At 35.4% G+C, this 26,405-nt stretch carries 28 protein-coding genes; 15 read left to right on the top strand and 13 right to left on the bottom strand.

The window, feature by feature from the left end:
• The first annotated feature begins 16 nt into the window (after window positions 1-16).
• Complete coding sequence (locus tag CEQ83_RS08540; RefSeq protein WP_033578619.1) at window positions 17-1,279, top strand: glycoside hydrolase family 18 protein; 1,263 nt, start codon at window positions 17-19, stop codon at window positions 1,277-1,279.
• 74 nt (window positions 1,280-1,353) lie between these two features.
• Window positions 1,354-1,689 carry a L,D-transpeptidase gene (locus CEQ83_RS08545; RefSeq protein WP_033578620.1) on the top strand — a complete coding sequence of 112 codons (336 nt, stop codon included), beginning with the start codon at window positions 1,354-1,356 and terminating at the stop codon, window positions 1,687-1,689.
• 145 nt (window positions 1,690-1,834) lie between these two features.
• Here CEQ83_RS08545 and CEQ83_RS08550 read toward each other — a convergent pair whose 3' ends face one another.
• The 3 genes from CEQ83_RS08550 to lgt all read right to left on the bottom strand — a co-directional run bounded on the left by CEQ83_RS08550 (window position 1,835) and on the right by lgt (window position 5,373).
• A complete protein-coding gene (locus tag CEQ83_RS08550) occupies window positions 1,835-2,794 on the bottom strand; it encodes an aldolase catalytic domain-containing protein (RefSeq protein WP_033578621.1) in 960 nt (319 codons plus the stop codon).
• Between the two features lie 471 nt (window positions 2,795-3,265).
• Window positions 3,266-4,312 (bottom strand): YeiH family protein, encoded by a 1,047-nt coding sequence (locus CEQ83_RS08555; RefSeq protein ID WP_155017182.1) that lies wholly within the window; start codon window positions 4,310-4,312, stop codon window positions 3,266-3,268.
• A 245-nt stretch (window positions 4,313-4,557) separates the two neighbouring features.
• Window positions 4,558-5,373 (bottom strand): prolipoprotein diacylglyceryl transferase, encoded by an 816-nt coding sequence (lgt, locus tag CEQ83_RS08560; RefSeq protein WP_034264911.1) that lies wholly within the window; start codon window positions 5,371-5,373, stop codon window positions 4,558-4,560.
• Window positions 5,374-5,616: 243 nt separating this feature from the next.
• Here lgt and CEQ83_RS08565 point away from each other — a divergent pair, with 243 nt between their 5' ends.
• The 5 genes from CEQ83_RS08565 (at window position 5,617) to CEQ83_RS08590 (ending at window position 10,034) form a co-directional block, all read left to right on the top strand.
• The gene (locus CEQ83_RS08565) at window positions 5,617-6,186 is read left to right on the top strand and encodes a MarR family winged helix-turn-helix transcriptional regulator (protein ID WP_028413823.1); all 570 of its coding nucleotides are present in this window, start codon (window positions 5,617-5,619) and stop codon (window positions 6,184-6,186) included.
• An 86-nt stretch (window positions 6,187-6,272) separates the two neighbouring features.
• On the top strand, window positions 6,273-7,301 hold the full coding sequence (locus CEQ83_RS08570; protein WP_155017183.1) for a serine hydrolase domain-containing protein: 1,029 nt from the start codon (window positions 6,273-6,275) through the stop codon (window positions 7,299-7,301).
• 176 nt (window positions 7,302-7,477) lie between these two features.
• The gene (locus CEQ83_RS08575; RefSeq protein WP_042992192.1) at window positions 7,478-8,296 is read left to right on the top strand and encodes a mechanosensitive ion channel family protein; all 819 of its coding nucleotides are present in this window, start codon (window positions 7,478-7,480) and stop codon (window positions 8,294-8,296) included.
• Between the two features lie 224 nt (window positions 8,297-8,520).
• The gene (locus tag CEQ83_RS08580) at window positions 8,521-9,282 is read left to right on the top strand and encodes a class I SAM-dependent methyltransferase (RefSeq protein ID WP_155017184.1); all 762 of its coding nucleotides are present in this window, start codon (window positions 8,521-8,523) and stop codon (window positions 9,280-9,282) included.
• A 278-nt stretch (window positions 9,283-9,560) separates the two neighbouring features.
• The gene (locus tag CEQ83_RS08590) at window positions 9,561-10,034 is read left to right on the top strand and encodes a stress protein (RefSeq protein WP_115653572.1); all 474 of its coding nucleotides are present in this window, start codon (window positions 9,561-9,563) and stop codon (window positions 10,032-10,034) included.
• A 260-nt stretch (window positions 10,035-10,294) separates the two neighbouring features.
• Here CEQ83_RS08590 and speG read toward each other — a convergent pair whose 3' ends face one another.
• Window positions 10,295-10,819, bottom strand: a complete 525-nt coding sequence (speG, locus tag CEQ83_RS08595; RefSeq protein WP_028413819.1) for a spermidine N1-acetyltransferase — start codon at window positions 10,817-10,819, stop codon at window positions 10,295-10,297.
• A 175-nt stretch (window positions 10,820-10,994) separates the two neighbouring features.
• Between speG and CEQ83_RS08600 the strand changes: the two genes are divergently transcribed.
• Window positions 10,995-11,381 (top strand): DUF1565 domain-containing protein, encoded by a 387-nt coding sequence (locus CEQ83_RS08600; protein WP_228123040.1) that lies wholly within the window; start codon window positions 10,995-10,997, stop codon window positions 11,379-11,381.
• On the opposite strand, the gene arsC is transcribed toward CEQ83_RS08600, so the two are convergent.
• Genes arsC through CEQ83_RS08615 form a run of 3 tightly spaced genes read right to left on the bottom strand, consistent with a single transcriptional unit; the run spans window position 11,354 to window position 13,465 of the window.
• Window positions 11,354-11,776, bottom strand: a complete 423-nt coding sequence (gene arsC, locus CEQ83_RS08605; protein ID WP_049163975.1) for an arsenate reductase (thioredoxin) — start codon at window positions 11,774-11,776, stop codon at window positions 11,354-11,356. The two genes, CEQ83_RS08600 and arsC, sit on opposite strands and share 28 nt — an antisense overlap.
• Before the next feature lie 24 nt (window positions 11,777-11,800).
• Window positions 11,801-13,099: an arsenical efflux pump membrane protein ArsB gene (locus CEQ83_RS08610; RefSeq protein WP_034264885.1), complete on the bottom strand. Its 1,299-nt coding sequence runs from the start codon at window positions 13,097-13,099 to the stop codon at window positions 11,801-11,803.
• Between the two features lie 18 nt (window positions 13,100-13,117).
• The gene (locus CEQ83_RS08615) at window positions 13,118-13,465 is read right to left on the bottom strand and encodes an ArsR/SmtB family transcription factor (RefSeq protein WP_014460639.1); all 348 of its coding nucleotides are present in this window, start codon (window positions 13,463-13,465) and stop codon (window positions 13,118-13,120) included.
• Between the two features lie 404 nt (window positions 13,466-13,869).
• Here CEQ83_RS08615 and CEQ83_RS08620 point away from each other — a divergent pair, with 404 nt between their 5' ends.
• Both CEQ83_RS08620 and CEQ83_RS08625 read left to right on the top strand, forming a co-directional pair.
• Entirely contained in the window at window positions 13,870-14,199 is a 330-nt protein-coding gene (locus tag CEQ83_RS08620; protein ID WP_033578631.1) for an ArsR/SmtB family transcription factor, read from the top strand.
• A gap of 50 nt (window positions 14,200-14,249) precedes the next feature.
• Complete coding sequence (locus CEQ83_RS08625; protein ID WP_034264882.1) at window positions 14,250-14,684, top strand: ArsI/CadI family heavy metal resistance metalloenzyme; 435 nt, start codon at window positions 14,250-14,252, stop codon at window positions 14,682-14,684.
• A gap of 252 nt (window positions 14,685-14,936) precedes the next feature.
• On the opposite strand, the gene CEQ83_RS08630 is transcribed toward CEQ83_RS08625, so the two are convergent.
• Window positions 14,937-15,314, bottom strand: a complete 378-nt coding sequence (locus CEQ83_RS08630) for a winged helix-turn-helix transcriptional regulator (protein ID WP_047751227.1) — start codon at window positions 15,312-15,314, stop codon at window positions 14,937-14,939.
• A 102-nt stretch (window positions 15,315-15,416) separates the two neighbouring features.
• Here CEQ83_RS08630 and CEQ83_RS08635 point away from each other — a divergent pair, with 102 nt between their 5' ends.
• Both CEQ83_RS08635 and CEQ83_RS08640 read left to right on the top strand, forming a co-directional pair.
• Window positions 15,417-16,076, top strand: a complete 660-nt coding sequence (locus CEQ83_RS08635) for an MBL fold metallo-hydrolase (RefSeq protein ID WP_098627275.1) — start codon at window positions 15,417-15,419, stop codon at window positions 16,074-16,076.
• Between the two features lie 11 nt (window positions 16,077-16,087).
• Window positions 16,088-16,894, top strand: a complete 807-nt coding sequence (locus CEQ83_RS08640) for a carbon-nitrogen family hydrolase (protein WP_155008675.1) — start codon at window positions 16,088-16,090, stop codon at window positions 16,892-16,894.
• Window positions 16,895-17,032: 138 nt separating this feature from the next.
• Here CEQ83_RS08640 and CEQ83_RS08645 read toward each other — a convergent pair whose 3' ends face one another.
• Window positions 17,033-18,076 (bottom strand): PocR ligand-binding domain-containing protein, encoded by a 1,044-nt coding sequence (locus CEQ83_RS08645; protein WP_098627273.1) that lies wholly within the window; start codon window positions 18,074-18,076, stop codon window positions 17,033-17,035.
• Between the two features lie 311 nt (window positions 18,077-18,387).
• On the opposite strand from CEQ83_RS08645, the gene CEQ83_RS08650 reads away from it, so the two are divergent.
• On the top strand, window positions 18,388-19,521 hold the full coding sequence (locus CEQ83_RS08650; RefSeq protein WP_028413806.1) for a glycerol dehydrogenase: 1,134 nt from the start codon (window positions 18,388-18,390) through the stop codon (window positions 19,519-19,521).
• 1 nt (window position 19,522) lies between these two features.
• Window positions 19,523-21,286 (top strand): dihydroxyacetone kinase subunit DhaK, encoded by a 1,764-nt coding sequence (gene dhaK, locus CEQ83_RS08655; RefSeq protein WP_155017185.1) that lies wholly within the window; start codon window positions 19,523-19,525, stop codon window positions 21,284-21,286.
• 346 nt (window positions 21,287-21,632) lie between these two features.
• Here the strand turns inward: dhaK and CEQ83_RS08660 are convergent, their stop codons facing one another.
• The 4 genes from CEQ83_RS08660 to CEQ83_RS08675 form a co-directional block, all read right to left on the bottom strand.
• A complete protein-coding gene (locus tag CEQ83_RS08660; RefSeq protein WP_028413804.1) occupies window positions 21,633-21,866 on the bottom strand; it encodes a hypothetical protein in 234 nt (77 codons plus the stop codon).
• A gap of 737 nt (window positions 21,867-22,603) precedes the next feature.
• Window positions 22,604-23,458, bottom strand: coding sequence for a hypothetical protein (locus tag CEQ83_RS08665; RefSeq protein WP_028413803.1), 855 nt, complete (start codon window positions 23,456-23,458; stop codon window positions 22,604-22,606).
• A gap of 428 nt (window positions 23,459-23,886) precedes the next feature.
• On the bottom strand, window positions 23,887-24,732 hold the full coding sequence (locus CEQ83_RS08670) for an isocitrate lyase/PEP mutase family protein (RefSeq protein WP_033578638.1): 846 nt from the start codon (window positions 24,730-24,732) through the stop codon (window positions 23,887-23,889).
• A 96-nt stretch (window positions 24,733-24,828) separates the two neighbouring features.
• The gene (locus tag CEQ83_RS08675; protein WP_033578639.1) at window positions 24,829-25,305 is read right to left on the bottom strand and encodes a DinB family protein; all 477 of its coding nucleotides are present in this window, start codon (window positions 25,303-25,305) and stop codon (window positions 24,829-24,831) included.
• Window positions 25,306-25,465: 160 nt separating this feature from the next.
• On the opposite strand from CEQ83_RS08675, the gene CEQ83_RS08680 reads away from it, so the two are divergent.
• Window positions 25,466-26,377, top strand: coding sequence for a DNA-3-methyladenine glycosylase family protein (locus CEQ83_RS08680; protein WP_154991470.1), 912 nt, complete (start codon window positions 25,466-25,468; stop codon window positions 26,375-26,377).
• The last annotated feature ends 28 nt before the right edge of the window (window positions 26,378-26,405 follow it).

The following is a 26,405-nucleotide window of genomic DNA, read 5'->3' on the forward strand; positions in this document are numbered from 1 at the left end:
CATAGGAGGAGAAAACATGTTTGTTCATATAGTTCAGCCTGGTGATACGTTATCTTCAATAAGCAGAAGATATGGTTATTCCGTTGCACAGCTTAGGAGCGTGAATGGGTTAGAAGAAGCAAATATTGTTCCCGGTCAAGCCTTGCTCATAGCCCTATATGTATACACAGTTCAACCTGGTGATACGATGAAAGGTATTGCTAAAAAAGCGTACGTGTCCTTGGAGCAATTGAAAAGGGCTAATCCTTCAGTCTCGTATAACTACTTGCAAGTCGGAATGAAAATAAACATTCCTAACATATCAGACTATATTGCAGGGACACTAGAATACTATGCCGTTCGAAATCCAGAAGCAGATCGCGAGTTAATCAGTGATTTTGCAACGTATTCCTCTTCCATTTCTATCTTTGAATATCATTTTGGCAGCAATGGAGATATTATAAATAATTTAAACGATTTAGTAGCGATTGAAACGACTTGGAAAAATCGCGTTACACCGCTAGTTACGATTACTAATCTAACTTCTGAAGGGTTTAGTTCTGATCTTGCCCATCAAGTTTTAAATAATCCTCCGGCACGAAAAAATCTTGTCGATAATATCTTTGATTTAGTATCTAGAAAAGGATACGGAGGGGTAAATATTGATTTTGAACGTGTGAAGACCGAAGACAGAGACCTTTTTACCGGATTTTTACGTCAACTGAGTGAACGTTTAAAACCTGCAGACTATGTGCTGACAATAGCGGTTCCAGCCAAGACAAGCGAAGATATCCCTTGGTTAAAAGGATATGATTACGGAGGAATAGGTGCGGTTGTTAACTTTATGTTCATAATGGCATATGACTGGCACCATGCAGGCAGCGACCCTGGTCCTGTTGCACCTATTACTGAAGTAAAGAGAACAGTAGAATTTGCGATAAAAAGTGTTCCGCGAAGAAAACTCATCATTGGCGTTCCTTTGTATGGATACAATTGGTCAATTCCTTACAAGCCCGGCACGGTAGCACCCGCTATATCCAATCAAAATGCGATCAAAACAGCGATGAGATATCAGTCTCCCATTCAATATTCAAAGGAGTACAAATCTCCATTTTTTCGGTATAAAGATCAAGCGGGGCAGATGCATGAAGTATGGTTTGAAGATGTAAGAAGCATGAGTGAAAAAATGGTGTTAGTTCGTCAATTCGGCTTGCAAGCAATAGGTGCTTGGCAATTAACGCTTGGGTTTACGCCAGGACCTTGGCTTTTAAAGAAATTCTTTACTATTAGAACAGTATAAATAGCAGCAGCCATTATGGATTAATCTAGAAAATTTTATGTATAGTAAATTATAAGAGGGTGGGGGGTTCTTCTATGGCAAAAAGGATAGATGTCTCAATAAAGCAGCATCAATTAAAACTATATGATGGAGCTAAATTAGTAAAGACATATCCTATTGCTGTAGGGAAAATGATCACTCCAACTCCAATTGGGAAATTTAAAATCATTAATAAAGATACGACCCCTCCAGCTGTATTTGGCCCCTTATGGATGGGACTATCAAAGCCTACATATGGAATACACGGGACTAATGATCCAGCCTCTATTGGCAGAGATATGTCACATGGATGTGTCCGAATGGATAATGAAGATATTCTAGAACTTTCCTCTGCAGTTCCCATTGGAACGCCAGTTTATATACATAAATAATAGTTTAAGAAGAGCACAACTGTTTACATTTAGTTAATTATCGAGATCGAGGGTATCAAAGTTTAAGGATATGCTATACAATCATGGGTTTTTATGTAATACAAAAAAGCACCCCGGTTAACAGAGGTACTTTTAGTATTTTAACTTATTTTGATGCTGGAGACGTAGTAACTTCTGGAGACGTTACTTTGTCATAAAAATCTACGAATTTGTCACGATCCTCGCTATCACGGTAAGCCATAGCTACACGTGGATGTTCATTCAGCACACCAGAAATCATGTAAGGGATGATATAGCCCCATTCCCACTTTTGACGCATTTCAAGCATATGCTTTTCAATTACGCCGAGAATCGGCTTCATCTCATAACTTGGTTTTGGTATGTAGCTAACAAGCAGCTCTGTGTTACAGTTACCAGCTGCACGGCCCATACCATAAACAGATGAATCAAGGAATGTAACGCCATTACGCATCGCAGTTAATGTATTAGCAAAAGCTAGTTGCATGTTGTTATGCGTATGGATCCCAAGCTGCTTGCTAGGAATCATGGCTTGGAACTTTTTCACTTGATGCTCGATATCGGCAGGGTCTAGGCTTCCAAAGGAGTCAACAATATACACAACATCTACGGGGCTTTTCTTTACCATTTCAAATGCTTCAATAAGCTGATTTTCCGGTACGCTAGATAGTGCCATAATGTTAAGTGAAGTCTCATAGCCTAAATCGTGGAACATTTTTATAAGCTCTAAGCCTTTATCTACTTCGCGAATATAGCATGCCACTCGAATCATATCTAACATACTTTGCTCACGCGGCAGGATGTCATTCGGATCTACACGCCCGATATCTACTAAAGCAGATAGCTTCGTGAACTTTTTCTCAGGGATAATTTCTTTGAGAAAGTTATCGTCAAGAAATCTCCATGGGTTGGGCTCAGTTGCTTGAAGAAGCTTAGGTGAATTTTTATAACCGATCTCCATATATTCAACGCCGGCTGCGCTTAGGCCGTTATATAAGTCTTGCACAAATTCAACGCTAAAATCCCAATTATTAATTAAACCTCCGTCACGAATGGTACAGTCTATAATTTTGCTATTATGTCCCATGATATTTATTTCCTCCTATGTCGTCTATTTATGTATTTTTTTAAACTTTATCGCTTTTATGCTTTTAAGCACTAAACTCTCCTATTGTGTTTATACCATGACTGATTCAAAGGCGTCAATGTATTTTCTAAATGTGTCTATGCTTTACTGTATTCCATGGGTAGAAGATGCTTTGTCTTTTCATCCGCTTGATGCTCTTAAAACAACACCAAGTTCAGCACTACAACCCCTAGTATATACAAACACACCCTTTATTACATCACTACTTACTGCAATAAAGGGTGTTTTTTAATTGAAACCGTTTATTAAGGAGAGGAACTGCCATTAGTATCTAGTATAGGTTTAGATTTCTCTATAATTAATCCATAAATTTGGAAAGATATTTAAAACCTGAGAAATAAAAGATTTTTTCACATTAACAGTTGTATACGAAGTATTAGCTGTTACTTAATCATTTTAATTTACTGGTCTTTACATTGTCCAAAATGTAAGAAATGATAAGAGTATAGAAGTAATAAACATCGCAATCAATGGCTTTAATGCTTTTGTTCGAAGAGCCTTCATACTTACATTTAACCCTAAGCTGACCATAGCCATTGTTAAAAGAAACGTGGTTAGAGTTGAAATATCATTCATGATCGTTTTAGGTATGATAAGGTGCTTGCCTACGACATAACTTCCAAAAATACTCATGATGATAAAACCTATTAAAAACCAAGGAAATTCAATCTTCGTATCCTTTTCCATTTTTCCTGTTCGCTTCATCCAGTACATTAAGATAAAGCTTAATGGCACAAGTAAAAGCACTCTGCCTAACTTAGCCAACAGGCCAATAGCTAGGGCGTCGCGTCCAGCTGGTGCTGCAGCTAGAGCTACATGGGCAATTTCATGGAGGCCAACGCCTGACCAAATTCCATATTGGATATTCGTTAAATGTATATAGGGTCTTAAAATGGTATATCCAATGGCAAATAGAGTTCCCACTAAAGCGATAACACCAGCTCCGATAGCTGTATCTTCTTCTTTTGCTTTTACAATCGGAGAAACAGCTGCAATAGCTGCCGCACCGCATATTCCTGTTCCTATTCCTAAAAGAAGAGATAAACCACGATCAGCCTTCATCCATTTGCCTAGAAGAATTGTTAAAACAATCGCAAATACAGCCGTTCCCACATCGCGAAGTAGCAGTCCTAGCCCTTGATGAATAACAACATCAATATTAAGCTTTAGTCCATATAAAACAATCGCATAACGTAACAGCTTTTTAGAAGAAAATTCAATTCCAAATCTTATTTTTTCAGGGTATCCCCAAATTTGACGATAAATGACTGCCATTATAATTGAACAGGCTAGTGGACCGATATGATTAAACCCCGGGACTTTTGCTAATCCATAAGCAAGTAAAGCAAAAAGAAAAGTAAAAGCAATTCCTCCAGCCCATAAGGAAATATTAAATGACGTCCGGGTATTTGTTCGTAAGAATACAGTCCGCTTTTGGGCTTTATTTATATTTATCATACATTTCATCTCCAATATGAATTCTTATCAAGCGCGGCTTCACACAAGAAGTGTATGATTTAACTATAAAAGACACTTTATTATTAGTAAAATACATATAAATCATGATTAAGATTAAAAATATTAATAAGTGAAACAAAAAAAGAGCAAGTTGATCTTCAGAGTTACTGAAAATCAATTTGCTCCTTTTGTATGTTTTTATCGTTTAATTCTTTAAAAAATCATTCATACAAAAACATATGTGCTTATGAGAGAGATACAGTCTTACTAGTTGCTAAGCCTTTTTTACGTCTATACCATAGCAGGATCAAACTGCCTAGCACGCAAAGGAAAGAAACGAGCTGAGCTATTCTGATATGAGAAGTTAGCATTAAGCTATCTGTACGCAATCCCTCTATAAAAAATCGTCCTATCGAATACCATAGTAGGTAAGTAAGAAAGACTTCGCCTCTTTTTAACAAAGATTTTCTTAGTACGATCAAGACAAGAACACCTATTATGTTCCAAAGGGATTCATAAAGGAATGTAGGATGATAATAAGTTCCATTGATATACATTTGATTAACAATAAAATCAGGTAAATGTAAAGTTTCTAAAAACTGACGTGTAACAGGTCCGCCATGTGCTTCTTGATTCATAAAGTTTCCCCACCGGCCAATAGCTTGGCCTAATAATAAGCTAGGAGCTAAAACATCAGCCATTTTCCAAAAAGAAAGATTCTTTTTTCTGCAAAACCATATAGCTGTTAATACAGATCCAATAATTCCACCGTGAATAGCTATGCCTCCATGCCAAATTGCTATAATTTCGCCTGGGTGGTCTTTATAGTAACTCCATTCAAAAAGTACGTAGTAAATTCGAGCAGTAACGATAGCAATGGGTAGTGCTAGCAGAAGTAAATCAGAGATGGTTTCTGAAGAGATACCTCGTTTCTTTCCTTCTTTCGAGGCTAACAAAAAGCCTAAAAAAGCTCCTATCCCTATAATAATTCCATACCAATGGACCTCAAGTGGACCAAGGTGGAAGGCGATAGGGTTTAAAGGTTGTGTGTGTTGGTTCATGTTTTTTCTCCTTTACTTCATATCGGTTTTCTTACATTTTTTTAGAGTGATATTAAATTAGAGTGCCTTTTTAGTATATCTAATTAGATATAGAAAGGACAACTTTTGCTTACGAAAGGCCACTATTTCTTTGCCTGCTTTAGTGTAACAGAATAGTCAAAATTAAAATAAACAGTACATTGACTTAATTAACAAAATATACTATTATTTTAGACAATATATTGTCTAAAATGGAGGGTTAATATGGATATTTATAAAGATCTTTTTTTAATGCAGCAAACTTACGCTACCTTATTTTCTCTGGCAAATAAAGTCCAGGTGAAAGGAGATCAGTCTCTTGAGCTCTTAACATCAAGACAGCATATGGCGATGGTGGCAATTGCTCATTTACCTGAAGATGAAACAACGTTAAATAATATTGCTAGAAAATTAGGAACCACAAAACAAAGCGTCAAGCAGTTAATTACCATTATGGAAAAAAAGGGGTATGTTGACGTGGTTCCTAGCAGTAAAGATAAACGTGCAGTTAACGTAAAAATCACCAAAGAGGGAAAAGAAGCGCTGCTTGTTGTTTCAGAAAAAGGAATTTTCTTTTTGGAAGACCTTTTTAAAAAGTTTTCAACCGAAGAGTTGGAAATAATGTGGAAGCTTTTAAAGAAACTTTATAGCTTTGACGGGGAAGAACATGATGGATTTGAAGAAGAAGGCAACATCAAAATGGATGAAGATCACAATGAATTACAGTTGAGAGTGATAAGGGAGCTTGAAAGTCGAAGAGTTCAAGCAATTGATAATATAAAAAAGAACTTATAAAAATAAATTTGATAGGCTACTTTACTTTGAAGCATATCAATCCTTTTAATGATTTTCGAAATAAAGGATAAGGGAGAGCACTCATTATGTTTGAAATCAGTGATGAAACAGTACGATTAATTAACAAGACCTGTAGAGGAAAAAAGAATTTGAAATTAACCGTTGGCTATTTAACGGACAACCAATATGTTATCAAAATTTATAATGAAAGCGGTGAAATTGACTCATCCAAAAAATATCATTATGAAATTGGTTCTATTACTAAGACTTTTACTATATCGCTGCTATCAAAATACATATCTGAAAACAAGTTGACACTAAACGATTCTATACGAAAGTACATAAAAGAACTTAAGGAAGACACGTATTATCCTACATTGCTCCGCCTCGCTACTCACTCTTCTGGATATTCGGGAAGCTTACCTTTAAATAAACGGGAATATTTTAAAATAATTTTTAATTTGATTTTTGGCGGAAGTGATTTGAATAAAAATAATCCGTTACATATGGATTTTAACAAAATGAAGATGCTGATCGAAAAAAGTAAATTAAAAGAAGTAGATTATTCATGGAAGTATTCCAATTTCGGTATATCCCTTATTGGATACGTGTTGGGAATGATATCGGGCAAGGGGTATTGGGATACTATGAATGACTTTCTTCTTAATGAGCTTGGACTAAAGGATACTTGTTTAGGCGCTTCAAACGATAATCTACATGGCTATGACCGCAAAAATAATGATTGTGGCAACTGGCAGTGGGACAAGGGGAATTTTATATCACCTGCGGGCGCAGTATCCTCAACCGCTGATGATTTACTTAAATACGCAAAAATAAATATGGATGAAGATAAACCATATCTGTCTTTTTGTCATGAAAAATACGCCAATGGAACAAAGAAGTTTGATATGGGTCTTGGATGGTTGCTTTTAAAGAAAAACAATAATGTGGTATTGCACGGCGGTGGAACCGGATGCTTCAGCTCATTTTTAGGAATTGATAAAGAAAAGAAAGTTGCGTCCGTCGTTTTAGCTAATTATAAACTAGGTAGAAATAATGATGAACATATAGGGAGGTCTTTATTAGAAAGCCTGCAAAAGTCAAAAGATATATAAGGATGGAAGACAATTTGAAAGAATATGGCCGAATATGACCGACCTTCAAGAAGCATAGAATATGCTTCTTTTTTTGAGGAAACCGTGCTATTATCATTAAGGTTTGCAAGCAATAGAAGATTTTTGTCTTTCCGTACATTTTTTTGGTATAGTGTTAGAAATAAGGAGTGGGTAAGGTGGTTTTCACTGAATTTTTCCAGCAGTTTCCAGTAAAGGTTTTAACGGTAGGGCTGCTGATTGTACTTATCGTTTATTTTATTCGCAAATTCATTAAGCTTTTCTTTGATAAAACGAGCTTTTTAGATGAAAAACGAGAAGAGACGCTCATGCACTTTTCTAATCAGGTCACAAGAGTATTGGGGCTGGCTTTTTTCTTTATTTATGTGCTTAGCCATTTCTTTGACTTCGGAAAGATTCTCACTAGTTCGGTAGTGTTGGCCAGTGCCCTGGCAATAATCCTCCAGCATATCATCCGTGATTATATAATGGGACTGACTTACTTGTTTGAACGCCAGATCCACCACGGAGATTATGTTATTCTTAACGGAAACCGTCAAGGGAAAATAGAAGAAATTACAATGCGCTACTTAAAGATTCGTCAATATGACGGCTACCTCTATACCGTCTCATATAGCAACATTACGGAACTTCAGAATGGAACCCGAGGAAGACGCCGGGTAAATGAAAGTCTTATTCTCAACTACAGGCAAAACCCGGACGATGCCTTCAAAGTAATGGAGAAGGTAGCACAAACATGTAACGAAAAATATGGTCAATATTTGTTGAAAGATATGAATGGAATTCCTATAGAGGGCTTTCAATTCAATCAAATTACTGAACTGAACGTAGGTTTTAAAGGTCACCAATATTCATTATCAGGCCTTGTGAAGGAAGCTGATTTTGTAGAAGCGAGCCAAAAGGTGCGATATGAACTCGCAATGGCTGCCTACAAAAATGACCTAATGATGGCTGAAAGCTTCGAGACAAGCCATTAAAAATAAAACTCGTACCTTGTTTATATACAAGCTTTTATATGTAGGATAAAAACACCCTTGTGATTTTTCAAAAGGGTGTTTTTTATTTTTAAAAATATCTATTAAGTACTTCTCCAGTAAAGATTAATTCTCTGAAACAGAACAAATTAATTAGTACATCTAAATTCTTCTAGTAACATGGTAAAATTAAACAAATAACGTAAAAAGGTAAAGGGGGATTAACTATGGCGCAAAAATCTAATTATACAAAAATTAACTCCAAAATGTGGGATGAATGGGCTTCAGCGGGAGGAGAATGGTCATTAGCTATTAATCATCAAGATTTTGTAGATGCAACTCAAGGTAAGTTTGATATCTACTTAACACCTTGTAAGCCTGTTCCGCATAACTGGTTTATTCCATTTAAAAAAGCAAAAATATTGGGACTTGCTAGCGGAGGAGGACAGCAGTGCCCAGTCTTTGCAGCCCAACATGCGGAAGTTACGGTTTTTGACTACTCTGATAAGCAATTAGAATTAGAAAAAATGGTGTCCACTAGAGAAGGCTATTCTATTGAAATAGTTAAAGGGGATATGAGTAAGACATTTCCCTTTGAAGATGAGACGTTCGATATGATTTTTAACCCTGTATCAAACTGCTATATTCAAGATGTGGAACACGTTTGGCAAGAATGTTTTAGAGTTCTAAAAAAAGGTGGCGTTCTGCTATCTGGCTTTGCAAATCCTGCTCTTTATTTATTTGGAGAAGATGAAAAAGCATTACAAGTGGTTAATAAATTACCTTATGATGGAACTAAAAACACCGTAGAAAATGATGAAGAACTTATAAAAAATGGCGGTGTACAGTTTAGCCATTCATTAGAAACTCAAATTGGCGGACAACTAAAAGCTGGATTCACCTTACAAGACCTTTATGAAGATCATCATCACAAGGGGAAAATCACTGAATATATGCCTTGTTATATTGCAACTAAATCCATTAAATAATAGTGGGTTATCATATTGAATGAGCTACCTCAACTTTTTCCAATACGGCGTCATAGTAGAATAATGGCTCAAAAATAAGATGCCATGTTCACCGAGAGAAATGGCAGAAAAAGTGGGAGAGCCTTTAGAAAGAAACTTATCAGCTTATGTTTGGTTGAACAGATGCTTCAAAAGAATGAAATGGTCTACCTCCTATTCTTAATTACAGTATTTTTTGTCTTAATGTGAAAAAAAAGGGTAAATGTTCTAAGAATCACCTAAAAATAGGAGGAGATCAAATGAGAAAAGCGAAACAAGCTGTTGTAGCTTCTGCCGTAGGTTTAGCTGTGTTAGCGACGCCATTAGCTCTACCGAACTTAGGAGGTTCTGCAGGTTCCGCAGAAGCTGCAGAAGTTGGAGGAGACGTAACAGTTGATCCCGTAGCCATAGGACAAGCGATTGCAGATGCGGCTAAAACAGCCGACAATCGAAGTGGGTTCGTCAAGGGAGCAATGGAAAAAGCGTTTTTTGAATCGGGTCAACAATATAATGTAATGGTCATGAATTTGAGTCAAAGTTATAATTCAGATCAATTACAAGGTGTTCAGTATTTTGATACCGTAGATTATGATGGTATTACGTATGGAGTCTGGATATTTGAAGAAGGAACATTTATTAATGAAGGTGATGGAGGTTATGATAACTGGGCCTTCAGAGGCTGGTTTGAACGCACAGGAGATGACGAGAAAACAGTCAATTTTCATAGACCTTAACTAAAGATAACATAAGACTCCCATCAGGGAAGAGCATATGAAGAGCCTTTACCGCCATGGTAAAGGCTCTTCTCAATATTTGAAAGCCTGAGACCGGATGTTTATAAGCATGCAGAATAGAAATTTGTATATCATCTACAGCTTAAAAAGAGAAAAACTCCTGTTGCGTCTGAACAGGAGTTTTTCTCTTTGCATTAACAGAAGCCCGATCTCATTCTTTTTTCTCTTTTAGTGAGCAGGAAACTTATACTAATTCAACCTTAGTTTTTACTTTTGGTTTGTAAATATTCTTTTTGAAACATACACATTCTTATAGCGTTATGATAGCTTCCATCGACAAAAAATTCATCTTTTAACTCACCTTCGATAGAAAAACCGACCTTCTTATAGATATGAATTGCTTTTTCGTTTTCCTTGTCTACAATTAAGTAAAGTTTATGCATATTCAATACCGAAAAGGCATAATTCATTGCTAGATTTGTGGCAACCATGGCGTAACCATGACCTTGATATGTAGGGTCAATAATAATTTGAAACTCTGCTCTACGATGAATATAATCAATTTCGACCAATTCCACTAATCCAAGCATATCCCCGTCCTTTTCTAGTATGAACCGACGCTCACCTTGATCGTGAATATGTTTATCATATAAGTCCTGTAGCTCTACAAAAGCTTCATAAGGCTCTTCAAACCAATAAGACATAATATTTGCATCATTATTGAGTTCATGGACAAATTTTAAATCTTCTCTTTCCAAAGGACGTAACTTAAGTTCCTTATTCATTTCTCAAACCTCCATATTCTAGCATTACTTTAGCACTTTCCGTTTTAAATGTAAAAGTTGCTGTAGTTTTAAAAAATAACAAGACATAGTGCGATGTTTTACATATTTATTAAAAGAGCAATAGTATAATTTAAACATCTTGTAAGTGAAACTCATTAACTTTAAGGAGTATCTTATGAAAAAAGCAGTTGGTATTTTTATTATTTTACTGTGTTGTATAAACCAAAGGGTTGAGGCAGCTAATCAGCCTTCAGTAGAACCTATACATCATGAGATCTACGTTTCTCCTACAGGGGACGACAAAAACTTAGGTACTAAAAGCAAACCTTTTAGAACATTAAGAAAGGCAAGTGAAGCAGCTCCACCCGGAACTACGGTTTACATCAGAGGTGGCATTTATTACGAACAATTAATTATTAGCCGTTCAGGTACTAAACAAGAGCCTATTATTTTCAGGAACTATAAAAGTGAAAAGCCCCTTATTAGTGGAGAAAAAATAAAGCAGTCTACACAAATAGACTGCTTCTTAATTAATTATTTACCTGTTTCGGCAAAACGCTGAATACGCTCACCAATTTCATCACGGACACGTTGAAAGAATGCCCATTTCTCTTCATCTGTTCCTTCTGCTTTTGCAGGATCATCAAATCCCCAGTGTTCACGCTTCACATGAGGAGGTGTTACGGGGCAATGATCAGCTGCATGGCCACATAATGTAACCACTAAATCTGCATTATTTAAAATTTCAGGATCAATAATATCAGATGTTTGGTTTGAAATATCAACACCAGCTTCTTTCATTGCTTTTACAGCGTTAGGATTTAATCCATGAGCTTCTAATCCTGCACTGCGTACATCCCATTCATTGTTATTTAGATATTTTTTTGCCCATCCTTCAGCCATTTGGCTACGGCAAGAGTTACCTGTACATAAGAAATAAAGTGTTTTTTTAGACATGTGTAAAATCTCCTTTATGATGTGTTAAGAAATAATTGATAACCAAATATATAAACCAACAAGTGTAATAAACAATGTTGGGATGGTTAAGATAATACCTGTTTTAAAATAAGTTCCCCAAGAAATCTTAACTCCTTTTGTCGAGAGAACATGAAGCCATAAGAGCGTCGCTAGAGAGCCAATAGGTGTAATCTTTGGTCCTAGATCCGAACCAATGACATTTGCATAAATCAGAGCTTCTTTAATCGTACCTGTTGCAGAAGTTGCATCAATGGCCAAAGCATCAATCATCACGGTTGGCATGTTGTTCATAATCGATGAGAGAATGGCTGCAATAAATCCCATACCAATGGTTGCTGCAAATAATCCTTGATCAGCGGTTGTTTGAATAAGGCTTGCTAGTACTTCAGTTAGCCCCACATTGCGTAATCCATACACAACAACATACATACCAATCGAAAAGAAAACAATCGCCCACGGAGCTCCTGCTAACACTTTTCTCGTGTGAACAGCCGGGCTTTTTCTTGCTATTCCTAAGAATAAAATGGCAATAATACCTGCGATAATAGAAACTGGAACATTGAAGAACTCACCAATAAAGTAACCAAGAACTAAAATAAATAAAACGATTCCTGATAAACGGAACATTTTCATGTCTTTAATGGCCTCAACAGGTTTCTGTAAATCATCTAGATTGTATTTCTTAGGGATGCTTTTACGAAAATACAAATACAAGACAGTAATACTTGCCAAAAGTGAAAATAAATCTGGCACAATCATGCGTGAGGCAAATTCAGAAAAACGAATACCAAAGAAATCAGCTGATACAATGTTGACCAAGTTACTTACTACAAGAGGTAACGATGTTGTATCCGCAATGAATCCACTGGCGATAATAAAAGGAAAGACCATTTTATCTTCAAATTTGAGTGCCCGCACCATAGCAAGTACGATAGGTGTTAGAATTAAGGCTGCCCCATCATTAGCGAATAATGCGGCTACTACAGCTCCTAGGAGGGATACATATACAAACATGCGAACGCCATTACCTCCTGCAGCTCGTGCCATATGTAACGCTGCCCACTCAAAAAATCCAATTTCATCTAAAATTAAAGAAATAATAATAACTGCAATAAACGTTAACGTTGCGTTCCATACAATTTGAGTTACATCCAGCACGTCATGGAAATCAACCACACCTGCTAAAAGAGCTAAAACTGCGCCTCCACACGCTGACCAACCAATAGACAAGTTCTTTGGCTGCCAAATGACAAAAATCAATGTCACTAAGAAGATGAGGGAGGCTACTATAACTGATACCATTTTACAAACCTCCTACTATTAGCAACAACTAATGCGTAATCCTTGCTTTTCTAGTTCTTTTAATCGTCCATCTTCGCTTGGTAAAGATTCAAGTATATTAAGGACAAACTGATAATAGCCGTTTTCTTTATTTAATGAATAGAAAATCCAATGTCCTTGTCGTCTTTCCTTTACAAGTTCGATATCTCTTAATTTACGCAAGTGTTGGCTAATAGCCGGTTGACTTGCTTTATAAATTTCGACTAGCTCACAAACACAGCACTCGTTATTTTGGAGCAGTTTCATCATAGATAATCTTGTCTTATCGCCAAGCAGCTTCAGTATCTGTGCTGCTTTCTCCATTTCTATTTGTACTTTTACATCCAATCCAACTCACCTCCTTATTTCCAAATATAATTATATAAGTATTTGATTATACATTCAACAAAAATATACACTACTATTAAACAAAAAAATTTGATTAATGTCTTGATTTATCTAAATTTTCCAGATATGATGAATACATCAAAAAAAATTGATTTATAAAAGTGAGGGGAAAAGCAGTGAGAGTCAACAACTCTGGAAACTTATCGGTTACGTACTTTCGAGCCTATTTTCATTTAGTTATGAACACTCAAGGGATGAACTATAAGGAAGCACAAAGTCTAATCTTTCAGCGTTTTTTTCATCAAGATCCTACGTTAAGAGGGGAAACTACATACAGTAACTTTAAAAAAGCTGCCGAGAGCTTCGAACTTTAAATCAAAAAAAATTGATGAAGGAGAATGACAATGGAAACAGTCAAGGAAGGAAAGCACCCATTTAAACAGTACGAACAAAAATTTAAAGCTCTTGCTGATCAAAAGAGATTAGAAATTATGTATGAGCTCTGCCAGCGAGGACAGACATGCGTATGTGATCTAACTGAATTCTTTGGGATGTCTCAATCTAAACTTTCCTACCACTTAAAGATTTTATTAGAAGCAAACCTCATCACAAAAGAAACAAAAGGGACATGGAGTTATTATGATTTAAATGATAAAGAGGTGAACCACCTCTTATCAGAAGAACTATGCTGCTTGTTTAGAAAAGATACAAGTAAAAGCGGCCCATGCTCTTAATTTACTACATTCCAAATAATATTATTTAGCATGCGAAGGAGGAAGTGTAAATGAAATATGTTCACGTAGGAATTAATGTAACGAATCTAGAGGCGTCCATTAAGTTTTATCAAAAGGTATTTGGCGTTCGACCTGTAAAAACGAAAGTAGATTACGCTAAATTCTTGTTAGATGAACCCGGATTAAATTTCACCTTGAACGTACGTGACGATGTAAAAGGTAATCAAGTGAATCATTTCGGCTTCCAAGTAGAAACTCCTGAGGAGATTCATTCTCATAAATCACGACTAGAAAAAGAGGGGTTCTTTGCTCGTGAAGAAATAGATACGACCTGCTGCTATGCTGTGCAAGATAAGTTTTGGGTAACAGATCCTGACGGGAACGAGTGGGAGTTTTTTTATACGAAATCTGATAGTGAGGTTCATAAGACTGAGGATAGCGTTGGAGTGAATGAAAAGTCACCTGCAAGCAACTCATGTTGCTGATGCTTAAATGACAAAAAAGACAGGAAGAAGTAGACTCTTTCTGTCTTTTTTATTTAACATAAAATCGATTATGTTTAGGGGAGTTTTCTTGTTAAGACAGCTAACTGTAAGCATATATATTTTCTTGCTTATAATTAGAACTCGTTCCTATGCCAAAACTTGATTAGAATAGATAGAAATGAATGCTTATATGAACAATAGGTTTGATTGTATGTTAAATGTTAAAGGAATAAAGTGAGGGATTACCCTTAATTATTGAGACTCTTTTATTCCTTCTTCCTGCTTGCTTATGTAAGCATTGCCCCATTTCTCTAAAGATTTAAGTATTGGGATAAAACTTTCTCCAAGCTCTGTTAAATAATATAAAACTCTTTTAGGGTTATCGTTTGTTTCTTCTCTTTCTATTAATCCGTCTTTTTCCATATCGCGAAGCTGGAGTGTAAGAATGCGCTGAGTAATACCCGGTATTTCACGGCGCATTGCATTATAATACATAGGTGACTTTGATAACAAAGACAAAATAATGCCTTTCCATTTACCGCCCATAATGTGCATCGCTAATTCAATTGGACAGGCTTGCTTTACAGTTAACGTACAAGGGCCGTATTGATCGCTTTTAAACTCTGACATTTCCTCACCTCAATGGGGAGTAACAAATTTGTGCCTTCTTGTTACTCCTATTTTTTCTGATTACACTTATGATATCAAATAAATCAGAAGAAGGTGTATGAATTGGAATTTGTTCAAATCTCTGAACATGTTTATAGACTCACTTATGAAACCGTCGTTGGTATCCGAGTTAAGATCAATACATGGTACATAGTGGATGGTGAGGATGTTTATCTCATCGATACCGGAATGGAAGACTATGCATATGCGCAGTTGAATGCAGCAAAATCTTTAGGTATTCCCAAGAGTATCTTGCTGACACATGGCCATTTGGATCACATTAATGGTGCCAAGTATTTAAAAGATCATTTAAATATTCCTATTTACGCACACGAAATTGAAACGCCTTTTATCAATGGCGAAAAACCGTATCCAAACAAGGCAGAAAAAGAAACAACAGGCGTAGAACATCAAGTTGAAGGTTTAAGTGACAATATCATTAAAACGTTACCCGTAGACGTATATCTAACACCCGGACATACCCCAGGACATGTCATATACCATCATAAAGAGGACAATGTGCTGCTAATTGGAGACTTATTCTTTTCTAATACCGAATCCTTACATCCACCGATTCGAAAGTTCACAGTTGATATGGATGAAAATATTAATAGAGGGCGAATTATAGATAAAATTAAACCCTCTATTATTTCTTCTTCACATGGCGAAGATGTCAAATACAGCAATGATTTATATTCTATTTATAAATTTATCTATGAATAAGAGGGAAAAACATGAAAATACAATTATTTCAAATGGAGATTATTGAAGGAGAAGTTAAGCAAAACGAAAACCGTATTGTATCCTTATTTGCAGAAAAGCTGGATATAGATACGGAAATTGTTGTAATACCTGAAATGTGGAATACGGGTTATGATTTAAAAAATGTAGCAGAAAAAGCAGACATTGATTTAAAGAGGGCTTTTCCATTTATCCAAAGTTTAGCAACTAAACATCGAGTGAATATCATTGCAGGTTCAGTTTCGAATAAAAGGAATGGAAATATTTATAATACAGCCTTTGCAGTATCAAAAACGGGCGAACTGCTCTACCAAAAAGATAAGATACATCTCGTGCCGATGTTAGATGAACATCATTATTTAACAGGTGGAGATGAAGTACCGGAAGTATTCAAAATTAACGGTATCAAAACTAGTCAAATTATATGTTACGATTTACGTTTTCCAGAAATCACACGCTTTCCGGCTTCTCAAGGTGCAAAAATTGTATTCTACGTTGCACAATGGACTACTAAAAATATAGACCATTGGAAAACACTATTGAAAGCACGAGCTATAGAAAATGGTGTATACGTCATTGCATGTAACAGCGTGGGGAATGTGAATCATAAAAATCATGTCGGCAACACATACGCTGGACATTCAATGGTCATCGATCCAAATGGAAACATTATAGAAGAGGGGAGAGACAAAGAAGAAATCATAACAGCAGAAATTCATATACAGAAAGTTACAGAACAACAAAAAAACATCCCAATATTTGAGGGCCTGAGACCCAATGTTTATAAGCATGCGGAATAGAGATTTATATATTATTTATAGCGTAAAGGCCAGCACATGACTGTGTCTCATTGCTTTTCCATACTGAAAAGCACCCTTTTTAGAATACTAGTATCAGTATGGAAAAGTTATATGTTTCTTACGTCAGGACTGAAAACTCTACATCTTTTCTTGATAATATTTCCGATAGACGTTAGGAGTTATATTTTCATATTTTTTAAATGTCTTGATGTAATATCCAGGATCATTAAAACCTAATTCATCGCTAATCTGTGCAATAGACAAATCCGTTTCTTCTAATAATTGCTTGGACCACTCTATTTTTTTGAGCGAAATAAAAACAGAAAAATTCATACCCGTTTCTTTGGTAAATATACGGCTGAAATAACCTGTGCTAATGTGACATAAATCAGCCATCTTTTGCTGAGATATTTTTTCTCTTTTATGTTTATAAATGTAGTCAAAGGCTGGCTGTAATACTTTGTTTTTACAAACTAAGTGATCGTTAATAGACGTTTTTACATAAGCATTAGTAACTGTGTTGGCTAATTCCTTTTTTATATTTTGAATATTATCTAGAGAATAACCGTAAGAAATATCTTCAGTAGAAACGTCTTCTTTTACTGGAGCCATCTTTTCATATACTTCTAAAATCAAATTTTTATTCATAGCTTCCTCTACAATGTAGTTACAAAGCCTATATAACATTTGAGCAGCTTCGTTAATTTCTGTATAGGATAGAGTAGGAATAGAATCATATAGACGCTGTATTTCCTCATTATTATTTAACTTCTGTTCAAATCCCTTTGATGGAACAGTAAGCATTTGTTCCAATTGAGGATGTTTGTCACCATCCTCAATTTTTACTTCTCCCGCCATGATAGCGCCTACATATTTATCATCAATTATAATGGGAATGGCAATATCGACAATATTCCAGTGGCATAAATAGATATAAGGAGCATTGGTTCTAACTGCCTCCAATCCTCCCCGCGCATCGCACTTTTCACAAAGTTTTGCCGTATCAGGATTTTTACGCATAGTCTCACAAAATGGACGTACACCACTGTGTTGAGAAATGGGCACTCCTTTATAGTTAACCGTAACAATCGCTAATTTTGTAACAAACGCAAGTGAATCTTGAAGATTTCGCCATTTCTTTAAATCTAGTATTTTATCTAAATTCATGTAAGTAGTTTTCAATAATGTTTTATCTCCCTTGCTTCTACTTCCCGTGTGGTAGTTTGTATTACCTACTTGAGAATACCTTTATTTTATTCCTGAGTTTGTAAAATAAAAGAGTGTTCAGCGATAAAGGTAACCTCTTTTCAACGTGAACTTAGTAGTATTTTCACCTGAAATAATGTCATAATAATACCATATTAAATGAAGAGAGCAAAAAAATACGATAAAAAGTTGTAAAAACTCGTCATTTAAGACTAATGTAATCTTACACAAAAGATAGTAAAATTTCGATTGTAAGGGATTACAAAGTTAATTAGGAGGTTTTATTTATGAGAAAAGCATTTATTAGTCCTTCAAAATACATTCAAGGTGAAGATGAAATTTTAAATTTAGGTTATTTTGTGAAAACATTTGGTACCTCTGCACTTTTAATAGCACATCCTGAAGATATTAAACGTGTACAAGGCAAATTAGATGCAACAGCAGAAAAATATGGTATTACATTTTTTGAAGGCGGATTCAATGGCGAGTGCTCCAGACCAGAAATTTCTAGATTGCAGGAAATAGCAAAAGAAAACAACTGTGATTGTACAATTGGTTTAGGTGGTGGTAAGGCAATTGATACGGCAAAATGTGTAGCAGAGGGAGAAGGGTTAATTATCGTCCCAACAATTGCTGCTACGGATGCACCTACAAGTCATTCCGCAGTTATCTACACACCAGAGGGTGCTTTTGATGATTACGCATACTTTAAGCAAAGCCCAAGTGTTGTATTAATTGATACAACAGTCATTGCTAATGCACCTACTAGATTCTTAGTATCTGGTATGGGGGATGCGTTATCCACTTATTTCGAAGCAAGAGCAACAGCACGTTCTTTCTCTAATGTAAATGCTGGATTACCTTGTGGAGTGCGTGAGGACGTATGTGCACCAGCAAAAGGTACAAATGCAGCGTTAGTTTTAGCAGAACATTGCTACAACACTCTATTAGAGGACGGGGTTAAAGCAAAAGCAGCAAGCGATCATAATGTTGTTACTCCGGCCTTAGAAAACATTATTGAAGCTAATATTTTATTATCAGGGTTAGGATTCGAAAGTGGTGGATTAGCTGGAGCACATGCCATTCATGATGGGCTTACTCTTTTAGAAAGTGCGCATCACTACTTCCACGGTGAAAAAGTAGCTTTTGGTACATTAGCACAATTGGTATTGGAAAATGCGCCAACTGAGGAAATAGAAGAAGTGTTAGATTTCTGTTTAGCAGTAGGACTCCCAGTTTGTCTTGCTGATATTGGAGTAGAACAAATTACACAAGAAGAGTTAATGGAAGTAGCTAACAAAGCTTGTATTCCAGAGGAATCTATTTATTCTATGCCATTCCCTGTTACTCCAGAGTCAGTAGCTGCAGCTATTCTTGCAGCAGATCAAATTGGAAATGATTATAAGAAGAGGTTAATATAAGATGAAAAAAATTATTAATAAACCAGAAAATGTCGTACTTGAGATGTGTAAAGGAATGGTTCTAGCACATCCGGAACTGAATTTAATTGAAAAATATAAAGTCATTAAAAAAGAGCAAATTAATAAAAATAAAGTAAGCATAATTAGCGGGGGCGGCAGTGGACATGAACCTGCTCACGCTGGATATGTCGGGAAGGGCATGTTAGATGCAGCAGTTTGTGGAGATGTATTTGCCTCACCTTCTCAAATACAGATTTATCAAGCCATTAAAGAAACAGCTAGCGATAAGGGAACTCTACTCGTGATTAAGAACTACAGTGGTGACATGATGAATTTCAAGAATGCGGCTTATCTAGCAGAAGAAGATGGAATTCAAGTGGATTATGTAAAAGTAGATGATGATATTGCTGTACAGGACAGCTTATATACAGTTGGAAGACGTGGAGTGGCTGGTACTGTTCTTGTCCATAAAATAGCAGGTGCTGCAGCAGAACGCGGATATGATCTACCAAAAGTGAAAGAGGCAGCAGAAAATGCTATTGCGAATGTTAAAAGCATTGGTATTGGACTAACTTCTTGTACAGTTCCTGCTAAAGGAACTCCTACTTTTGAGATTGCAGAAGATGAGATGGAATTTGGCGTTGGCATTCATGGAGAACCTGGTATCCGTCGTGAAAAAATTATTTCAGCAGACGAACTTGCAGAGCGCATGGTAACGGCATTATTAAAAGAAATAGGGATAGAAGATGGAAAAGGAGAAGTGGCTGTCCTAATTAATGGATTTGGAAACACACCTCTTCAAGAACTGTATTTATTAAATCATTCTGTCATTCGTGAACTGTCACGTAGAAAAGTAACGATTGCAAGAACGTTTGTCGGAAACTATATGACAGCCATTGATATGGCCGGTGCTTCTATTTCAATTATGAAATTAGATGAAAACTTAAAGAGTCTTCTATCTGAAGAGTGCGATACTCCTGCGCTAAAACTTAAAGGTGAAGTACCAGCTGTCACTTATGATGAAATCATCGGTAGCGTAGAGGCCCCGAAAGTGTCTTATGAGGTGCAAACCAACAAAGAATATTCCGTAGTAACGGAAAATCGATTGACGTTGAATAATATTATTTTTATGGTAGACCAAATGAGTGAATGTATTATTAGAAATGAAATACCGTTTTGTGAATTAGATTCCCATGCTGGTGACGGAGACTTTGGTATGAGTGTTGCTAAAGGATTCAAACAATTGAAAGCTGAATGGCACGAAATTCTAGAAAATAAATCAAATGATATTGGCAACTTCTTAGAGGCATGTTCCATTGTTATCATGGAGCACTGTGGCGGGGCATCAGGGCCTATTTGGGGATCAGCATTTCGTGCGGCTGGAAAGAACACTGAATCTAAAACCGAACTGACTTTAACAGAATTTGCTGAAATGATCCAAGCGTCTGTAAAAGGAATTCAAGCAACAGGAGAACGTTCTTTTGGACGTGGAGCTGTTGTGGGAGATAAAACTTTAATTGATGCCTTAGTACCTTATGCAGATACGTTAACGTCAAGTGCTGCTGAAGGTGAAAGCTTGAAACATGCGCTTGTCAAAGCAGCAGAAGCTGCTGTTGAAGGAGCAAAATCAACTGAACAGATTGTTGCACGTATGGGGCGTGCTGGTACGGTTGGAGAAAGAAGCCTTGGTTATCCGGACGCAGGTGCACATGGCTTAGGTGTAATTTTTACTGAAGTAGCTCACGTAATGCAAGAAAAACAGTAAAATTTGGTATTATCTCCTCTAAGTATAGTGTAAAGAAATTACTCTTTGAGAGTGAGGGCTACACTATATTTAGTGGGGATTTTTTATGGTTCACTAAGGACGAGCTTCAACTTACTTAAACTGGAAAATGATAGTTTTCTTATCTCAAAAAAAAGCCCGTAAAAGTATACTGTTGCTGACTATCTATATCAGGCAACCTTAATCTTAAATTAAAACATGTTAGCGATATTCAAAAGCATACTAACCGTCTAGAAAAAGAGTGGGAAAGATATAAAAAGAGCAAAGGCTTCTTCATTTATAAGAAGCCTTTGCTCTTTTTATATTGTTAGCTATTAGTAAGTACTAGTTAGAGAAAAACAATTCCAAGTATAAATAAACATATGGTAATAATGTTTATAACATTTTTAGCTTTGTCATCTTCTTTTATTGAAGTTACAAGTTCAAATATTATGACAAGAGTAAGTATAGACAAAGCTATCTGTAGATGTAAGTTAAATGCATATACAGATATTACAATTAGAGCATATATAATACCTAAAATTATATTTTTGTTATTCTTAGTTTTTTCATAATTACTCATTTAAAAACTCCTTATTTAAAAATATTAGCTGTTCTTTGTTTTTTAAGGGAAGGTTTCAGTAACTAGGAGTAGGGTAAGGAAGATAATAGAAAAGGAAAAGCTATGTATAATATGATTTATATTTTCTTTGTCTGCTTTCTCTCAAGTGGATAATTTTACAAAAGTTTTAAAAATGAATACCTCCTATAATTGCTGTAACTAGCGTGTTTAATAATATCAAATACTTCTTTCTAAGAATTGTAGCACAAATAAAAAGCTCCCCCAGCACCATTTGTTTTAGAAAAACTTGATAAGCAATTTTATTTTTTAATACCCTTTCATCCTTGTTGGGTGAGTACACTGAAAGATGGGGTAGTCCTCATATCATATTCTATAAAAAGTGTACTAAATATGACTGCCTATAGTTCTGAAACAGTACGTTTTCATAAAGATATTCTATCTAGCTCAACTGTATATTAAAATAAACGTACTAGCTTAATTTATTGCTTGTTGATATGTTGTTAGATATGTACCTGTTTAGAAAAAAATAAAATAACTTACTGATAGTCCTTATGTAGAGCAGAACAAGCAGATTCTTAATTATTAAGAGCCTGCTTGTTTTACTTTACACGTAGCAGTAGATTCTTTATTTACGCTTTTATTGGCAAACAGAGCCTGGCACTGTTCGTCATTAGCAATGGGTCAGAAAAGTGCGCCTGTCTTTTTTCATTCTTAATTAATTACCTGTGGGCTAACGTCTAAATACGCATTAATGCGCCATTAGGCTTTGGTAAATCTTGATCCGTTATCAAATTCATTTTGCAAAAATGTTCAAAAAATTGCTGTGCCTGCTCTCGTTCGTTTGAGTCACTTTTCAATGAAACTATATCAAGCAAAATTTGAGCCATCCATGAATTATCAAAATAACGGTATTTACCTGTATTCCACACCATTTTTTGGGAGTTCTTTTCGTTTATATAATATTTCCAGAAAAGCATCTGATTGGATTCTTGTTCTGTAAGTTGGAGTCTGTACGTTGAATGAGCAGGAATATATCCATCTTCGCAAAGCTTACCGATAAAATTTTCATTGACCATATAGACACCTAAGATGCGTCTGTCTTTTTCAGGCATACTGGAATCTATTGCTGTTAACAAGACAGCGCTATTTTGATGTAGGCGGGTGGGTTTGGTTGGCTTCCCCTTGTAATTACCACTTTTTATTACGCCTGAAAAAACCGTCCACTCTGAAAAAGAACTATTCTGTTCTTCTGTGTCGCACCAAAAAACCATTTGTGATTCGGGATGAAGTTTATGGTTTTTCATAAGTTTTTCATGTCCCCAGCGAAGTTCCTGATTTTTTCGCTGTAATTTTTTTTCTTCTTCCTTCTTCCATTCTTCCTCTTTTCGTTCCGTTTCCTTTTCTTCTAAAATTTTTTCCAGGGAATGAGCAACACTTTTATCATGCAGTTTTAGGTGCTTTCCAAATACATCGGGGAAAACAAATTTTTTGTTTTCTGATGCGAAATTTATTTCAATGCTAGAATCATTATATTTAACTATAGTACCTGTTCCAAAATGCTTGTGTGTAACTTTCTTATCGATTAGATTCATCATTCTAGGCCTCCTTGTAGAATAAAAACGCGGTTACTACTTAGATAGTAAATTAATAATTTTATTCAACTAACTTACCTTTTGAGTTAACACAATTATTTTAATTTTATTTAAAAAAGAAAAAGCAACCTCAGTCTTTAATGGCATTCGAGTGAGGTTGCTTTTTGAGATAACTCTATAACTTTAGATAAATGATAACATATTTATACGATAACGACTATCTTTTCCATGACGAGCACATGTATAAAAGGGGAGCTTTTTATACATCATATCTTCAATCACCTGAAAGAAAATAGTTGTTATATCAACAATCTATAAAACGTTTTATGGTAACTGTTTAAATATAGTTCAAACAGCAAAAGAACTACTGTATATTTCAGTAGTCCTACCAGTTCTATAAAGGCAAGCTAAATATAATTTGATAAATTCTATTCAGGAGTCCCAATTAGTTCTGTTATCGCATCATAACTCATATTATCATTCATTAATCGTTGAAAATTATTATCACAAAGGATATCTTCAGTAATTCTTTGTAATAATGTAGCAGTTGCTCTAAAAGGGGCGGATCCAGTACTTAATCTTTCAATACCAACTTGCGATAATGTATTAATAGAAGGCAAGTTTGGCCCAGACAAAAGATTAATGGGACAAGATAGTTCTTGTCGAACTTTTTTAATGGATTCCATGTCATATAGCCCAGGAATAAAAATACAATCTGCTCCAGCCTTTTGATATGCTTTTCCCCTATTGATGGCTTCTTGAAGTCTTAGATCCGGATTTCCTGTATTTAACCAGTACAAATCAGTACGCGCATTAATAAATAATGGGGCTTTTAACGATTTGGATAGTAATCTAATTTCAGATATTTTTTCTACTTGCAACGAAACATCTAAAATAGGACTATCTAAATCTCCCGTCCCATCTTCTAGGTTTATACCAATTCCTCCTGCTAAAATAATTTGTCTTGTATTATCTACCACTTCATTAGTAGACCTGCCATAGCCAGACTCTAGGTCTACACTGACAGGAATATTGACGGAATTAATAATTCTCTTAACAGCTTCTAACATTTGTTCAAAAGGGATTTTTTCACCATCATTATATCCTAAAGACATTGCTATGCCAGCACTGGTTGTTGCAATAGCTGGAAACCCATTTTTCTCAAAAATTTTAGCACTGATAACATCCCAAGCATTAGGCAATACAAAAGTATAGGGTCTTTTGTGAAGTTGTTGAAACGTCTGAAATTTAAGTAACTGCTTTTCATTATTCACAATGGTTCTTCCCCCTTTAAGTAAACAACTTTATGGCTTTGTATGAGCGTTCTTTAGAGCAGAGAAAAATAAAACAACGGGAGATTAATCAGAAACTTAATCCCATATTATAGGACGTTTAACTTTTGCAGTTCTTAAATAATCTAAAAGTTGTCCTGTATGTACTGATTCATGATAAGCCACTCGTAACAACATATCTCCTAACTCTCGAATATATCCCATCTCCGATCGGTCTATCTTTATCTCTGTTAGCTGCTTTTCATTAAGGAGGCCTAAAAACTCTATAAATTTTTCCCTATATGGTTGAGCAAACTTTAATGCTTCTTCAACAGAACTAAATGTTACTGCCTTATAAGGATTATGCTCCTCTGTTAGAGAAAGGTTAAGTGGTTTTTCTAACATTTGATGATAGAGGTATTCTCCTTCAAGAACATGATGTATCATCTCCCTACATGACATTGCTTCTGGATCAGGGCGCCAGTCTAACCTATCTTGAGGTATTGACATCCATACTTTTATACTTCGACGTCTCACTTCTTCAAAGTTTAGTAAAATAAAACTCATTGCATCCATTTTCGCTCACTCCTTTAGTTTTACTACAAATATAACACATCCAAAGTCTTACAATGAAAAATATGGATGGTTTTATAAATATTATCTGTTTATTTAGATTAATCATTAATTTTTTAAGAAAGCCTGTTAATATAGATTTATTGAAAATTAGGAGGAAGTTATGAGACAAAAAATAATTAGAATTAATAAACCAAACATATATAATTTTGATTTAATTTTAAGGTACATAAAAAACTCGCCCTCTTTTGTAATCGAGAAGGTTATTGAAAACACATATTGTAGAGCTTTTATAATAGGGGGAAGAACGTACCTAGTACTAGTTAGGGACGAAGGAATCGATAGTAAGTACTTGGAAGTTAAAGTTATTGGTGAAGAAGTTAAGAATAATCAGGTTCAACTAGTAAAGGAGAAAATTATCACAATATTTTGTCTGGAACAAGATATAAACAAAGCTCAAAAGTCTATAGCTAATGAATCTAAGATAGGAAAATTAATAAAAATGTACGAAGGGTTTAGACCTGTTTTATTAGGAAGTGTCTACGAATCCATCATATGGGCAATCATCGGTCAACAAATTAGTGCAAAAGTTGCTCATAGGATTAAAAAGAGTTTGTTAGAAAAAACAGGAGCTAAAATAATAATTAATAACTGTGAATATTATACAGATTTATGCCCCCACAAGGTGATGAAGTTAAATATAAACCAACTTCGTGACTTAAAGCTAAGTCAAAGGAAAGCTGAATATATTCATGAAATAACTAAAGCCATTATAGATGAAGAGCTAGACTTAAGTTGCTTATATTTATTAGATCGTGAAGGGGGTTGTAGCTATTTAATGAAACATAGAGGTATAGGAAAATGGACGGCAGAGTCAATACTAATGAGAGGTATAGGACGTCAAGACATTCTACCCGCAGGAGACTTAATTATACGTAAAGTAGTAGGAGAGATTTATGAGTATAACGAATTATTAACAGAATCACAAGTTAGAAAAATATCTACTCAATGGAAAACTGCGGAAACCTGGATTACTCATCTATGCTGGTTTTACATGCAAGAAAAAATATTATAAATGGAATATTTGTCGGTTTAAAATAAAC

Source organism: Priestia megaterium, from assembly GCF_009497655.1.
Classification (GTDB): domain Bacteria; phylum Bacillota; class Bacilli; order Bacillales; family Bacillaceae_H; genus Priestia; species Priestia zanthoxyli.

Coding starts and splice junctions, on each gene's coding strand:
- CEQ83_RS08540 (WP_033578619.1), top strand. CDS start 17: ATGTTTGTTCATATAGTTCAGCCTGGTGATACGTTATCTTCAATAAGC.
- CEQ83_RS08545 (WP_033578620.1), top strand. CDS start 1,354: ATGGCAAAAAGGATAGATGTCTCAATAAAGCAGCATCAATTAAAACTA.
- CEQ83_RS08550 (WP_033578621.1), bottom strand. CDS start 2,794: ATGGGACATAATAGCAAAATTATAGACTGTACCATTCGTGACGGAGGT.
- CEQ83_RS08555 (WP_155017182.1), bottom strand. CDS start 4,312: ATGATAAATATAAATAAAGCCCAAAAGCGGACTGTATTCTTACGAACA.
- lgt (WP_034264911.1), bottom strand. CDS start 5,373: ATGAACCAACACACACAACCTTTAAACCCTATCGCCTTCCACCTTGGT.
- CEQ83_RS08565 (WP_028413823.1), top strand. CDS start 5,617: ATGGATATTTATAAAGATCTTTTTTTAATGCAGCAAACTTACGCTACC.
- CEQ83_RS08570 (WP_155017183.1), top strand. CDS start 6,273: ATGTTTGAAATCAGTGATGAAACAGTACGATTAATTAACAAGACCTGT.
- CEQ83_RS08580 (WP_155017184.1), top strand. CDS start 8,521: ATGGCGCAAAAATCTAATTATACAAAAATTAACTCCAAAATGTGGGAT.
- CEQ83_RS08590 (WP_115653572.1), top strand. CDS start 9,561: ATGAGAAAAGCGAAACAAGCTGTTGTAGCTTCTGCCGTAGGTTTAGCT.
- speG (WP_028413819.1), bottom strand. CDS start 10,819: ATGAATAAGGAACTTAAGTTACGTCCTTTGGAAAGAGAAGATTTAAAA.
- CEQ83_RS08600 (WP_228123040.1), top strand. CDS start 10,995: ATGAAAAAAGCAGTTGGTATTTTTATTATTTTACTGTGTTGTATAAAC.
- arsC (WP_049163975.1), bottom strand. CDS start 11,776: ATGTCTAAAAAAACACTTTATTTCTTATGTACAGGTAACTCTTGCCGT.
- CEQ83_RS08610 (WP_034264885.1), bottom strand. CDS start 13,099: ATGGTATCAGTTATAGTAGCCTCCCTCATCTTCTTAGTGACATTGATT.
- CEQ83_RS08620 (WP_033578631.1), top strand. CDS start 13,870: ATGGAAACAGTCAAGGAAGGAAAGCACCCATTTAAACAGTACGAACAA.
- CEQ83_RS08625 (WP_034264882.1), top strand. CDS start 14,250: ATGAAATATGTTCACGTAGGAATTAATGTAACGAATCTAGAGGCGTCC.
- CEQ83_RS08630 (WP_047751227.1), bottom strand. CDS start 15,314: ATGTCAGAGTTTAAAAGCGATCAATACGGCCCTTGTACGTTAACTGTA.
- CEQ83_RS08640 (WP_155008675.1), top strand. CDS start 16,088: ATGAAAATACAATTATTTCAAATGGAGATTATTGAAGGAGAAGTTAAG.
- CEQ83_RS08650 (WP_028413806.1), top strand. CDS start 18,388: ATGAGAAAAGCATTTATTAGTCCTTCAAAATACATTCAAGGTGAAGAT.
- dhaK (WP_155017185.1), top strand. CDS start 19,523: ATGAAAAAAATTATTAATAAACCAGAAAATGTCGTACTTGAGATGTGT.
- CEQ83_RS08660 (WP_028413804.1), bottom strand. CDS start 21,866: ATGAGTAATTATGAAAAAACTAAGAATAACAAAAATATAATTTTAGGT.
- CEQ83_RS08665 (WP_028413803.1), bottom strand. CDS start 23,458: ATGAATCTAATCGATAAGAAAGTTACACACAAGCATTTTGGAACAGGT.
- CEQ83_RS08675 (WP_033578639.1), bottom strand. CDS start 25,305: ATGGATGCAATGAGTTTTATTTTACTAAACTTTGAAGAAGTGAGACGT.
- CEQ83_RS08680 (WP_154991470.1), top strand. CDS start 25,466: ATGAGACAAAAAATAATTAGAATTAATAAACCAAACATATATAATTTT.